Genomic DNA, 12,689 nt, shown 5'->3' with positions numbered 1-12,689 from the left:
GATGATGCGCCACCCGCCCGGCGCTGTCGCCCAGCGGACTGACCACACCATGGCTTCCGCCCCCATCACGTCGCCGCCGCCCACCGCGCGCTTCCAGGAAAAGCGCGAGGCGCTGCTGGCCGCCGCCGCGCGGCTGTTCAACCAGCAGGGGGTGAAGGGCGCCACGCTGGCCGACATCGCCGCCAGCGTCGGGCTGGTGACGACCAGCGTGACCTACTACTACCGCAAGAAGGAAGACCTGGCGACCGCCTGTTTCCTGCGCGCGATCGAGGCGCACGAGGCGGTGGTGGCCGAAGCCGCGCGGGCGCCGGATGTCGCGGCGCGCGTGGCCGCGTTCTTTCGCTGCCATGCCGAAGCGCTGGCGGCCATTGAATCCGGTGCGCGACCGCCGCTCATTTCGTTCAACGACATCCGCGCGCTGCCCGAGCCGCAGCAGAGCGAGGTGTTCGCGGCCTACACCAACTTCTTCCGCAGCGTGCGCGCCCTGCTCAAGGGGCCGGAGAGTGCGGGCTGGTCACGCGAGGACCTCAATGCCCGCGCGCACCAGGTGGTGTCGGTGGCGCACTGGGTACGTTCGTGGATCCAGCGTTTCGAGCTGGACGACTACCCGCGCGTGGCGGCGCGCGTGGCCGACATCCTGCTGCGTGGCCTGGCCGGCCCGGGGGCGGTGTGGTCGGTGCCGCCGGCCGATGCGTCAGCGCTGGTGGCGCCGGAAGGTCCGGAGGAAGCGTTCCTGCGGGCCGCCACGGAGCTCGTCAACGAGCAGGGCTACCGCGGCGCATCGGTCGACAAGATCTCGGCGCGGCTGAACGTCACCAAGGGCTCGTTCTATCACCACCACGAGACCAAGGACGACCTGATCGCGGCCTGCTTCGAACGCAGCTTCACGCTGCTGCGCGGCACCTTGCGCGCGGCCGAGAGTGCCAGCGGCCCCGGCTGGCAGCGCGCCTGCGCGGCGGCGGCCGAGGTGCTGCGCTTCCAGCTTTCCGAACGCGGGCCGCTGCTGCGCAACACCGCGACCAGCGCGCTGCCCGACCAGGCGCACCGCGAGCAGGTGCGGCGCACGATGCAGCGGCTGACCGAGCGCATCGGCAGCGTGCTGGTCGATGGGATGATGGATGGATCGGTGCGGCCGCTCGATCCGGCCATTGCTGCGCAGGTGGTGTTTGCGCAGATCAACGCCGCGTCGGAACTGCAGCGCTGGGTGCCTTCGGCGCGGGTCGACAACGTGGTGTCGCTCTACCTGCGCCCGGGCATGCTGGGCCTGCTGTGCCCGCCTGTCAGTTGAGGCTCATGGCTGTCTCGCGATGAGCGGCATCAGGCGCGGTTGAGGCGCTTGCCCACCACCACCACCTGCTGCACGGCCGGCTGCGAGACGGTGCTGGCGTGCGCCATCTGCGCGTTGTCCGTGCGGCTGTACTCGGTGCTGGCCAGTTGCTGCAGGCCGCCCATCGTCGCCAGCGTGGCGACCAGCGCCAGGCCCAGCGCAACGGCGTTGAAACGGGTGGTGAAGCTGTGCTTTGCGTTCATCTCGATCTCCTGTGAATCCGGGCAACCACGGTTGCGATGAAGCGAACTCTAGGGATCGAGCCGGGCCGGCGGTAGCGGCTTGCGATGAAGCGCGGCGCGCCGCGGACGAAGCGTCAGGCCGGCGGATGAATGGCGGCGGGCCGGGCCCGGTGCACGCGCACCGGCGCGGCGCCATCGGCCAGTGCGCGGGCGCGCAGCTGGCCGCAGCCGCCCTCCACGTCCTGCCCGGCCGAATGGCGCAGCTTGGTCAGCACGCCACGGCGGTGCAGGTGGCGCGCCAGCTCGGCCGCGCGGTCCCAGCTCGGGCGGCGGAAATCCAGCCCTTCGACGCTGTTGTACGGGATCATGTTCAGCACCGCGTACTTGCCGGCCAGCAGGCGGACGATGCCGTCGAGTTCCTCGGCACCGTCGTTGATGCCTTCGAGCAAGGTCCACTGGTACTGGATGGGATAGCCGGTGCTGCGCGCGTAGTCCTCGGCCCGGGCCACCAGCTCGTCCGGCGCAATGCGCGGGGCGCGGGGCAGCAATTGCTCGCGCAGGGCCGCGCGCGTGCTGTGCAGCGACAGCGCCAGCGCCGGCTTGACCGGCCCCTGCGGCAGGCGTTCGAACACCCGCAGGTCACCGACGGTCGAGAACACCAGGTTCTTGTGGCCGATGTTGCCCAGCGTGCCCAGCAGCGCGATGGCCTCGAGCACGTTGTCCAGGTTGTGGGCCGGCTCGCCCATGCCCATGAACACCACCTTCTTCACCGGCCGCTGGCGCCGCGCGAGCACCACCTGGGCCACGATCTCGGCACTGCCCAGCTGGCGCAGCAGGCCTTCGCGCCCGGTCATGCAGAACACGCAGCCGACCGCGCAGCCCACCTGCGACGAGACGCACAGCCCCTCGCGCGGCAGCAGCACGCTTTCCACCGTCTGGCCGTCGGCCAGGCGCACCAGCAGCCGCGCCGAGCCGTCTTCGCCCGGGTGCTGGGAATGCACCACGGCCAGCGCGTCCAGCTCGGCCATCAGCGCGGGCAGGCCGTCGCGCAGGCGGGCGGGCAGCGTGTCCTCCGGCTTGCGGCGGCCGCTGTCCTGGGGCAGTGCCTGGCACCACAGGCGCAGCACGCGCTGCTCGTGGGCGGGCTTGGCGCCCAGGGCGCGCAGGCGTTGGCGGAGGTGATCGAGCTGCATCAACAAGGGAAGGGGGCCGGATGACTAAAGGCATCGCCGTGCCGGGCCGGGCTGGGAGACAGTGTAGGGTGTGCACCGTGCGGCCCGGACGCACCAGCCTTTACATCGGTTACGGCGCTGCCGGCGCAGGGGCTGGGCACAGTGCGGTGATGGATGGCGGGCGACCCGAAGCTCGCGGAGTGGGGATTTCGATGTTTGCACGACAACTCGTTCGACTGCTGGCCCTCTCGGCGGTGTTGCTGGCGTCCTGCGGTGGCGGCCGCGATGCCGGCACGCCCGCGCCGGGGGCCGCGCCGCGCCAGACGCTGCAGGCACCGCGCACCGCGGTGGTCCCGGTCACGGCCTGCCAGCTGGGCACCAGCAACCAGCCCAGCCTGGTGACGCACCGCATGGTCGATGGCGAGTGCCTGCGCAGCTTCACCGGCTTCGACAAGCAGCTGGTGACGGCCGACCTGCGCCGCCGCGTCCAGGCGGCCGCGCTGACCCCGCGCCTCCCCACGGTGACCGAACTGTTCGACTGGGCCGAGAAGGCCTACCCGCAGTACTTTCCGTCGCACCAGGCCAACCGCACGCTCACGCCCTACACCTACCGCTACTACCCGGAGACGCAGAATCACACGGCCGTCGACGGGACCAAGGTCTATGTGCAGGGACCGATCAGCGACGGCAGCCTGCTCTACGTGGGCGAGATCAGCGCGTTCGCGTGCCTGGTGTTCCCGGAGAGCTGCGGACCCGCGCCCAAGCCCTGCGACCCGGTCGCCAGCTGGGCCGCCAGCGGCAACACCTGCACGCCGAACCCCGACCAGACCGCGCAGATTCCCTCGGGCGGCAGCTTCACCTTCGTCGACTCCGTCGGTGACACCCGCGGCAGCGCCACCTACAGCTGCAGCGACGGCACGCTGAGCCCCAAGGGCGCGGCCATCTGCGACAAGCGCGCGCCCCTGGCCTGCGACACCAGCAACCTGCGCTGGACGGTGGCCAGCAACAGCTGCGTCGCGAACCCGGGCGAGCCGACCCAGCTGGCCTCGGGCAGCGTGCATACCTTCCTGGCCTCGGGGGACAGGGTGGGCTCGATCAGCTATGCCTGCAACGATGGCGCGCTGACCACCACCGCGGTGCCGGTGTGCGACCTGCCGGCACCGGTGGTCTGCAAGCCCACCACCGTCTCCTGGACCATGGACGGCAACACCTGCGTGGCCGACGAGGTGCCGGCGCAGATCAACGGCGGCGGCACCTTCAACTTCCTCGATTCGCAGGGCGTGCCCACGGGCGTTGCCACCTTCTCCTGCACCGGTGGCGGCCTGGTGCTGGTGCCGGGATCGGCCCAGTGCCTGGGCATTCCGCATGTGCAGGACAGCTTCGGCGGTGACGGCGGCGGGGCCGACGGCAGCGCCAGCGGCGACGGCACCGCGGGCGACGGCGCGCCGATCGCCAATGCGCTGGTGCAGATCACCGACATGAACGGCAAGTCGGTGAGCGCCACCACCAACAGCATCGGCTACTTCCGCGTCAAGCTCACCGGCTTCGTGTCGCCGATGGTCATCACGGTCACCCGGCCCGATGGCAAGGTACGGCGGTCGCTGACCACGCTGTCGCCCAAGCCCAACGCCTACATATTCATGGCCGTCACCGGCCTGACCGACAAGATCGCCTCCGACGTGGCCAACGCCGCCGGCTTCCCGGGCGCGGCCAGCCTGACGCCGCAGATGGTGGCGGCCAACCCGAACGCGATAGCCGCGTCGATCAACGCGATCCGCAACGACGGCACGCTGCACGAGCTGATCGTCAATGCCGGCCTGAACCCGTCCACCTTCGACCCGCTGGGCATGCCGTTCCGGGCCGACGGCACCGGGTACGACCAGGTGCTCGACAACATTGTCGTCACCACCGACGCCAGCGGGGCGACCGTGATCCAGCCCATCACCTGCCAGGCGCCGACCTCGTGGACCGTGGGCGGCAACACCTGCACGCCCGACCCGGGCGAAGAGACCACGATCGCCTCGGGCACCAGCATCGTCCACCGCGACACGATGTACCCCACGGTGGGCTCGGTGGGCTGGTCCTGCGAACGTGGCGTGGTGCAGCCGCCGATCCTGCCGAGCTGCCAGAACCAGGGCACCGGGCCGAGCGGCGGTGCACGCTAGCCCGCGCGCGGTGCCCTGTGGCACGATGGCGGCACCATGATCGTCGCCATCTGGATCGTCGCGTTGCTGCTGCTGGCGCTGTGGTCGCTGGCCGGCTGGGGCCTGCATGCGCTGCTGCTGGGCGGCGTGCAATGGGTCGGTGACCTGAAGCCCCTGCTGGAGCGCATTCCGTTCTCGGTCTGGATCGAGCGCTGGGTGCCGGGCTGGCAGGACGCGATCCGCCTGGCACTGGACCTGATGCAGTCGCTGCTGGGCTGGCTTGGCGGCGCCGCGCCGGTGCTGGTGTGGGTGGTGTGGGCCGTCGGCGCGGTGCTGCTGCTGGGCTTTGCCGCGCTGCTGAGCCTGGTGGTGGCGCTGGTCCGCAAGAACTCGCCACCGCCGCCGGCGCCAACGCCGGTCTGATCAGGCCGGCGGGGCGATCGTCGCGAGCGCCTGCGCGATCGGGGCGGCCTCGCGCGGGCGCACCACGCGGGCCTGCTCCTGGCCGTCGCGCAGGAAGATCAGCGTCGGCCACAGCTTCACGCCGAAGCTGCGGCCCAGGCGTCGGCCGCTGCCGTCTTCCACCTTGATGTGGCGCAGCTCGCCATGGGCGGCCAGCACCTCGGCCAGGGGCGCCTGTGCGGCACGGCAGTGGCCGCACCAGTCGGTGCCGAATTCCAGCAGCACTGGGCCGGGCAGGGCGTCGATCTCGGCGCGGGTGGGTTCGGGCTGCGCGAAGGTGTAGCTGAAGGCCATGCGACATTGTCGGCCGGCATCGCGGCTTGTCGCCGCGAGCGGGGCTTTGGGCCATGGTATGGCGAACGGTAGCGCTGTCATGTCCAGCTCCCGTGAGCCCTAGAATCCTGCCGATGGATCCGTCCGACACCCGCCCCGCGCGCCGTCGCCGTGGCAGCGGCGCCGTCACCCTGCACGATGTGGCGCGGCTGGCCGGCGTGGCGCCCATCACCGCGTCGCGCGCGCTGAACACGCCCACGCAGGTGTCGCCGGACGTGCTGCAGCGGGTGACCGAGGCGGTCAGCCGCACCGGCTACGTGCCGAACCGGCTGGCCGGCGGTCTGGCTTCCTTGCGCAGCCGCCTGGTGGCCGCGGTGGTGCCGACGATCTCCGGCCCGGTGTTCCTGCAGACGGTGCAGGCGCTCACCGCGGCACTGGCCGAGCGCGGCTACCAGCTGATGCTGGGCCAGTCCGGCTACGCGCTGGAGCGCGAGGACGCGCTGCTGGAAGCCATCATCGGCCGGCGGCCCGACGGCATCGTGCTGACCGGCATCCTGCATTCCGACCAGGGCCGGCGCCGCCTGCTGGCGGCCGGCATTCCGGTGGTCGAGACCTGGGACCTGACACCGACGCCGCTGGACATGCTGGTGGGCTTCTCGCATGCCGATGTCGGCCGCGCGGTGGCCGCCTACCTGCACGGCCGCGGCCGCAGCCGCCTGGCGGCCGTGTCCGGCGACGACGAGCGTGCCAGCCGCCGCATGCAGGCCTTCGTCGCCGAGGTCGAACGCCTGGGCCTGCCGCGGCCGGTGCTGATCCAGGTGCCGGCGCCGACCACGCTGGCGTCGGGTCGCCGCGCGCTGGCCGAGCTGCTGAGCGGCGCGCCGCAGACCGATGCCGTGTTCTGCAGCTCCGACCTGCTGGCGCTGGGCGTGCTGACCGAGGCGCAGTCGCGCGGACTGGCGGTGCCGCGCCGGCTGGCGGTGGTCGGCTTCGGCGACCTCGACTTCGCCGCCGACCTGCACCCGGCGCTCACCAGCGTGCACATCGACGGCGACGCCATCGGCCGCCAGGCGGCGCAGTTCATCGTCGACCGCGCCGAAGGCCGGCCGGTGAAGCAGCGCATCGTCGACATCGGTTTTTCGATCGTCGAGCGCGACAGCGCCTGAACGCGGCGCCCGGCGCGTTGGCCGGGCCACGCAATTCCCACCTCGAGCCAAGGAGATGCTTGGCGCCTTCGATACGGTAGCGCTACCATTGCGACCCACACCAGATCAACCTCGACCGGAGACACGACGTGTTGAAGTCCCTGCTACCCGCGTTCGCCCTGGGCCTGAGCGCGCTGTTCGCGCTGCCTGCCCAGGCCTGGCCCGACAAGCCCGTCACCCTGGTGGTGCCGTTCCCGCCCGGCGGTTCCACCGACACCATCGCTCGCGCGCTGGCACCCCAGCTGCAGCAACGGCTGGGCGGCACCTTCCTCGTCGACAACAAGCCCGGCGCCACCGGCACCATCGGCGCCGCGGCGGTCAAGCGCGCGCCGGCCGATGGCACCACGCTGTTCGTTTCCTCGCTCGGGCCGTTCGTGATCGCGCCGCACCTGATCAAGAACGTCCAGTACGACGCGCTGAAGGACTTCGACCTGCTCACCGTGGCCGTGCAGGCGCCCAACGTGCTGGTGGTGCCGGCCGGCTCGGCGCACAAGAGCGTGGCCGACGTGCTGGCGGCGCTGAAGAAGACGCCGGGCAAGCTGAGCTTCGCGTCTTCCGGCAACGGCTCGTCCGACCACCTGACGGCCGAACTCTTCTGGCAGCAGACCGGCACCAGCGGCCTGCACGTGCCGTACAAGGGCGGTGCGCCGGCCATCACCGACCTGCTGGGCGGCGTGGTCGATGCCTCGTTCCAGAACATCAACGCGGTGGTGCCGCACATTCTGGCCGGCAAGCTGCGCGCGCTGGCCGTCACCGGCGACAAGCGCTCGAGCCTGCTGCCCGGCGTGCCCACCTTGGCCGAAGCAGGCGTCAAGGGCGCCGACGTCTACTCGTGGCAGGCCGTGGCCGCGCCGCGCGGGCTGCCCGCCGACATCAAGGCCAAGCTGCATGCCGCGCTGGTGGCTGCGCTGAACGACCCGCAGCTCAAGCCCAAGCTGGTGGAGCAGGGCTTCGAGATCGTCGCCAACACGCCGGAGCAGTTCGCCGCGTTCCAGCAGCAGGAGTTCGCCCGCTGGAAAAAGGTGATCGAAGTCGGCAAGATCACCGCGGATTGAGAGGGCACGCACGATGGCCTCGCACGACACCCCGTGCATCACCGAATTGCAGGTGATTCCCGTCGCCGGGCGCGACAGCATGCTGCTGAACCTGAGCGGCGCGCACGGTCCGTTCTTCACGCGCAACCTGCTCCTGCTGCGTGACAGCGCCGGCCACACCGGTGTCGGCGAGGTGCCGGGCGGCGAGAAGATCCGCCAGACGCTGGACGACGCGCGCGCGCTGGTCGTCGGCCAGCCGGTGGGCGGCTACAAGCGGGTGCTGCAGCAGGTGCAGCAGCGCTTCGGCGACCGCGATGCCGGCGGCCGCGGCCTGCAGACCTTCGACCTGCGCACCACCATCCATGCGCAGGCGGCGATCGAATCGGCCATGCTCGACCTGCTGGGCCAGCACCTGGGCGTGCCGGTGGCGGCTCTGCTCGGCGAAGGCCAGCAGCGCGACGCGGTGGAGATGCTGGGCTACCTCTTCTTCATCGGCGACCGCGGCCGCACCGACCTGCCGTACCTCACGCCCCAACAGGACCCGCGCGCCCACGAGGCCGACTGGTTCCGCCTGCGCCACGAGCAGGCACTAACGCCCGAAAGCATCGTCCGACTGGCGGAGGCGGCGCAGGCCCGCTACGGCTTCAACGACTTCAAGCTCAAGGGCGGCGTGCTGCGCGGCGAGGCCGAGGTCGAGGCCATCCGCGCGCTGCACGAGCGCTTCCCGCAGGCGCGCGTCACGCTGGACCCCAACGGCGGCTGGCGGCTGAAGGACGCGATCCGCCTGATGCGCGACATGCACGGCGTGGTGGCCTATGCCGAAGACCCCTGCGGCGCCGAAGAGGGCTTCTCGGGCCGCGAGGTGATGGCCGAGTTCCGCCGCGCCACCGGGCTGCCCACGGCCACCAACATGATCGCGACGGACTGGCGCCAGCTGCAGCATGCGCTGTCGCTGCAGTCGGTCGACATTCCGCTGGCCGACCCGCATTTCTGGACGCTGGAAGGCTCGGTGCGCGTGGCGCAGACCTGCCGCGACTGGGGCCTGACCTGGGGCTCGCATTCGAACAACCACTTCGACGTCTCGCTGGCGATGTTCACGCACGTCGGCGCGGCGGCGCCGGGCCGCGTGACGGCGATCGACACGCACTGGATCTGGCAGGACGGCCAGCGCCTGACGAAGGAGCCGCTGCAGATCGTCGACGGCCATGTGCGGGTGCCGGCCGCGCCGGGTCTCGGCATCGAGCTGGACATGGTCGAGGTCGAGAAGGCGCACCAGCTGTACCGGCAGCATGGCCTGGGAGCGCGCGATGATGCGGTGGCGATGCAGTACCTGATCCCCGGCTGGACCTTCAACCCCAAGCGGCCGGCGCTCGACCGTTGACCGTTCACCTTCCCAAGGAGACCCTCGTGAGAGAGAACAAGCTGCGCACCCTGTGGCAGGCCGGCGGCGCCGCCGTCAACGGCTGGCTGGCGATTCCGAATGCCTTCTCGGCCGAGACCATGGCCCACCAGGGCTGGGACACGCTGACCATCGACATGCAGCATGGCCTGATCGACTACCAGGCCATGGTCGGCATGCTGCAGGCCATCTCCACCACGCCCACCGTGCCGGTGGTGCGCGTGCCCTGGCTGGAACCGGGCATCCTGATGAAGACGCTGGACGCCGGCGCCTACGCGGTGATCTGCCCGATGATCAACACGCGCGAAGACGCGCAGAAGCTGGTGGCCTACACCCACTACGCGCCGCAGGGCACGCGCAGCTTCGGGCCGATCCGCGCGCTGCTGTACGGCGGCGCCGACTATCCGCAGCATGCCAACAAGACGATCGTGACCTTCGCGATGATCGAGACGGCGCAGGCACTGGACAACCTCGACGACATCCTGTCTGTCGAAGGGCTGGACGCGATCTACATCGGCCCGTCGGACCTGAGCCTGGCGCTCGGCTGCACGCCGACCTTCGACGACCTCGACCCGCCGGCCGCGCAGGCGGTGGACCACATCCTGGCGCGGGCCAAGGCGCATGGCGTGGTGGCCGGCATCCACAACGGCAGCCCCGAGGCGGCCCTGAAGCGCATCGCCAAGGGCTTCCAGTTCACCACCATCGGTTCCGACGCGCGGCTGATGGCCGCCGGCGCGCAGCAGGTGGTCTCGCGCATGAAGGCCGGGATGCCGCCGCCGGCAGCTGCGTCCTCGTATTGAATCGCTAACGCTTGAAGAACCTGGAGAATCGGACATGAAGATCGGCTTCATCGGCCTGGGCATCATGGGCGCGCCGATGGCGGGCCACCTGCTCGCCGCCGGCCACGAACTGATCGTGCCGCGGCGCAAGAAGCTGCCCGAGGCGCTGGCCTCGGCCACCGTGGTGGCCGACAACACCGCGGTGGCGCAGGCAGCCGAGATCATCATCCTGATGCTGCCGGACACGCCCGATGTCGAACAGGTGCTGCTGGGCGAGAACGGCGTGGTCGCGGGCCTCAGCGCCGGCAAGGTGGTGGTCGACATGAGCTCGATCTCGCCGATCGAGACCAAGCGCTTCGCGCAGGCGGTGAAGGCCGCCGGCTGCGACTACCTCGACGCGCCGGTGTCGGGTGGCGAAGTGGGCGCCAAGGCCGCAAGCCTGACGATCATGGTCGGCGGGCCCGAGGCCGCGTTCGAGCGCGTGAAGCCCCTGTTCGAGAAGATGGGCAAGAACATCACGCTGGTCGGCGGCAATGGCGACGGACAGACCACCAAGGTCGCGAACCAGATCATCGTGGCCCTCAACATCGCGGCCGTCGGTGAGGCGCTGCTGTTCGCCAGCAAGGCCGGGGCCGACCCGGCCAAGGTGCGCCAGGCGCTGATGGGCGGCTTCGCGGCCAGCCGCATCCTCGAGGTGCATGGCGAGCGCATGATCAAGCGCACGTTCAACCCGGGCTTCCGCATCGCGCTGCACCAGAAGGACCTGAGCCTGGCACTGGCCGGGGCCAGGGCCATCGGCGTGGCGCTGCCGCAGACGGCCGGTGCCGCGCAGCTGATGCAGGCTGCGGCCGCGCAGGGTTGGGACCAGCTCGACCATTCGGCGCTGGTGAAGGCGCTGGAGCTGATGGCGCATCACCCGGTCGCTCCGGATTGAGCTTCGAGGGGGACCGTACACTCCGGCGATGTCCTCCACGCGCAAGCCGTTTCAGATGATCCGCGAGTTCCACCTCGCGGACTGGTTCACGCTGGGCAATGCGATCTGCGGCACCGGAGCCATCTTCTCGGTGATGACCTACCTGCAGACGCTGGCGCCGCACCACATCCACTTCGCCTGCGCGCTGGTGCTGGCCGCGCTGGTGTTCGACGTGCTGGACGGCCGCATCGCGCGCTGGCGCCAGGCCAGCTCGGCGCTGGGCCGCGAGCTCGACTCGCTGGCCGACGTGATCTCCTTCGGCGTGGCGCCGGCGATGATCGCCTACGGCTGCGGCATGCAGGGCCTGTACGACCGCATCGTGCTGGGCTACTTCGTGGCCTGCGGCGTGTCGCGCCTGGCGCGCTTCAACGTCACCGCCGAGGCGCTGAGCGAAGGCACCGGCAAGGTCAAGTTCTTCGAAGGCACGCCGATCCCGACCTCGATCCTGCTGGTGGCGCTGATGTCGGCCGCCGCGGCGCAGGACGCGCTGGGCGCCAACCTGTGGCTGGGCAGCATGATGCTCGCCGGCTACACGCTGCACCCGCTGGTGCTGCTGTTCGCACTGTCGGGCTCTTTGATGATCAGCCGCATCCGGATCCCGAAGCTATGAGCCAGGTCGATACCCTGACGATCCCGCTGGCCTCGCTGCGCCAGGCCATGCAGCTCGTCGTGCGCGGCTTCGGCAGCCGGCCCGAGGAGGTCGACGCCGTCGTCGACAACCTGCTGGAAGCCAATCTGCGCGGCCACGATTCGCATGGCATCGGCATGCTGCCGCGCTATGCCGATGCCTTCCGCGAAGGCGGGCTGAAGCCCAACGCGCATGTCAGCACCGTGATGGACGGCGGTGCGCTGCTGCGGCTGGACGGCAACGCCGGCTTCGGCCAGGTGATCGGGCAGGAAGCGATGGCGCTGGGCATCGCGCGCGCGCGCGCCCAGGGCAGCTGCATCGTCGCGCTGGGCAATGCGCACCACCTGGGCCGCATCGGCGCCTGGGCCGAGCAGGCGGCGGCGGCCGGGCTGATCTCGATCCACTTCGTCAACGTGATCTCGCGTGCCATCGTCGCGCCGCATGGCGGGTCGGACGCGCGCTTCGGCACCAACCCGTTCTGCGTCGGCGTGCCCTTGCCCGGGCGCGAGCCGGTGATCCTGGACTTCGCCACCAGCATGATCGCGCAGGGCAAGACCCGCGTCGCGCACAACAAGGGCGAGGCGGTGCCGCCCGATTGCCTGATCGACGACCAGGGCCGCGCGAGCACGAACCCGCGCTACACCGTGATCCCGCCCTGGGGCGCGCTGCTGACCTTCGGCGCGCACAAGGGCTATGGCATGGCGCTGATGTGCGAGCTGCTCGGCGGCGCGCTGGCCGCCGGGATGACGCAGCGCGACCACGACAGCAGCAAGCGCCGCGTGCTCAACGGCATGTTCAGCGTGCTGCTCGACCCGGCCGCGGTGGCCGAGCGGGGCGCCTTCGAGCAGGAGGCGCTGGCCTTCCTGGACTGGGTCCAGGCCTCGCCGCCGCGCGAGGGCTTCGGCCCGGTGTGCGTGGCGGGCGATCCGGAACGCGCCTATCGCGCCAAGCGAGCGGCCGATGGCGTGCCGGTCGATGCCACCACCTGGCAGGAGATCCTGGCCGCGGCGGCCGCGCTGGGCGTGGACCCCGCGCAGGTACGTGCGGCCGCCGGCGCGTAGCGGATCGAGACGAGCAGGGCGACCGGGTCGGTCTGATCTATCGGCGCGGC

13 protein-coding genes are annotated in these 12,689 nt (G+C 70.8%); 10 read left to right on the top strand and 3 right to left on the bottom strand.

Going from position 1 to position 12,689, the window contains the following annotated elements; all coding sequences use genetic code 11:
- Positions 1-49 precede the first annotated feature (49 nt).
- Positions 50-1,288, top strand: coding sequence for a TetR/AcrR family transcriptional regulator (locus tag ACILR4_RS06365; RefSeq protein WP_395700000.1), 1,239 nt, complete (start codon positions 50-52; stop codon positions 1,286-1,288).
- 29 nt (positions 1,289-1,317) lie between these two features.
- Here ACILR4_RS06365 and ACILR4_RS06360 read toward each other — a convergent pair whose 3' ends face one another.
- Positions 1,318-1,530: a hypothetical protein gene (locus ACILR4_RS06360; protein WP_395699999.1), complete on the bottom strand. Its 213-nt coding sequence runs from the start codon at positions 1,528-1,530 to the stop codon at positions 1,318-1,320.
- Between the two features lie 113 nt (positions 1,531-1,643).
- Entirely contained in the window at positions 1,644-2,702 is a 1,059-nt protein-coding gene (locus ACILR4_RS06355) for an RNA methyltransferase (protein WP_395699998.1), read from the bottom strand.
- 191 nt (positions 2,703-2,893) lie between these two features.
- On the opposite strand from ACILR4_RS06355, the gene ACILR4_RS06350 reads away from it, so the two are divergent.
- A complete protein-coding gene (locus tag ACILR4_RS06350) occupies positions 2,894-4,846 on the top strand; it encodes a hypothetical protein (RefSeq protein WP_395699997.1) in 1,953 nt (650 codons plus the stop codon).
- Between the two features lie 36 nt (positions 4,847-4,882).
- Positions 4,883-5,248 (top strand): hypothetical protein, encoded by a 366-nt coding sequence (locus ACILR4_RS06345; RefSeq protein ID WP_395699996.1) that lies wholly within the window; start codon positions 4,883-4,885, stop codon positions 5,246-5,248.
- Here the strand turns inward: ACILR4_RS06345 and ACILR4_RS06340 are convergent, their stop codons facing one another.
- A complete protein-coding gene (locus ACILR4_RS06340) occupies positions 5,249-5,581 on the bottom strand; it encodes a thioredoxin family protein (protein ID WP_395699995.1) in 333 nt (110 codons plus the stop codon).
- 113 nt (positions 5,582-5,694) lie between these two features.
- Between ACILR4_RS06340 and ACILR4_RS06335 the strand changes: the two genes are divergently transcribed.
- From ACILR4_RS06335 to ACILR4_RS06305, 7 genes are all read left to right on the top strand, one after another.
- Positions 5,695-6,726 carry a LacI family DNA-binding transcriptional regulator gene (locus tag ACILR4_RS06335; protein ID WP_395699994.1) on the top strand — a complete coding sequence of 344 codons (1,032 nt, stop codon included), beginning with the start codon at positions 5,695-5,697 and terminating at the stop codon, positions 6,724-6,726.
- A gap of 131 nt (positions 6,727-6,857) precedes the next feature.
- Complete coding sequence (locus ACILR4_RS06330; RefSeq protein ID WP_395700031.1) at positions 6,858-7,820, top strand: Bug family tripartite tricarboxylate transporter substrate binding protein; 963 nt, start codon at positions 6,858-6,860, stop codon at positions 7,818-7,820.
- Positions 7,821-7,833: 13 nt separating this feature from the next.
- Positions 7,834-9,180 carry a glucarate dehydratase gene (gene gudD / locus ACILR4_RS06325; protein WP_395699993.1) on the top strand — a complete coding sequence of 449 codons (1,347 nt, stop codon included), beginning with the start codon at positions 7,834-7,836 and terminating at the stop codon, positions 9,178-9,180.
- A gap of 26 nt (positions 9,181-9,206) precedes the next feature.
- The gene (locus ACILR4_RS06320; RefSeq protein WP_395699992.1) at positions 9,207-9,998 is read left to right on the top strand and encodes an HpcH/HpaI aldolase/citrate lyase family protein; all 792 of its coding nucleotides are present in this window, start codon (positions 9,207-9,209) and stop codon (positions 9,996-9,998) included.
- 34 nt (positions 9,999-10,032) lie between these two features.
- Positions 10,033-10,911: a 2-hydroxy-3-oxopropionate reductase gene (locus ACILR4_RS06315; RefSeq protein ID WP_395699991.1), complete on the top strand. Its 879-nt coding sequence runs from the start codon at positions 10,033-10,035 to the stop codon at positions 10,909-10,911.
- A 28-nt stretch (positions 10,912-10,939) separates the two neighbouring features.
- A complete protein-coding gene (gene pssA / locus ACILR4_RS06310; protein ID WP_395699990.1) occupies positions 10,940-11,560 on the top strand; it encodes a CDP-diacylglycerol--serine O-phosphatidyltransferase in 621 nt (206 codons plus the stop codon).
- Positions 11,557-12,639, top strand: coding sequence for a malate/lactate/ureidoglycolate dehydrogenase (locus ACILR4_RS06305; RefSeq protein WP_395699989.1), 1,083 nt, complete (start codon positions 11,557-11,559; stop codon positions 12,637-12,639). Before pssA ends, ACILR4_RS06305 begins: the two co-directional genes overlap by 4 nt.
- Positions 12,640-12,689: the final 50 nt, after the last annotated feature.

It is taken from the genome of Aquabacterium sp. (assembly GCF_044226965.1).
Taxonomy (GTDB): domain Bacteria; phylum Pseudomonadota; class Gammaproteobacteria; order Burkholderiales; family Burkholderiaceae_C; genus Pseudaquabacterium.
The sequence above is the reverse complement of the archived record's forward strand: the minus strand, read 5'-3'. Positions and strand labels throughout refer to the sequence as shown.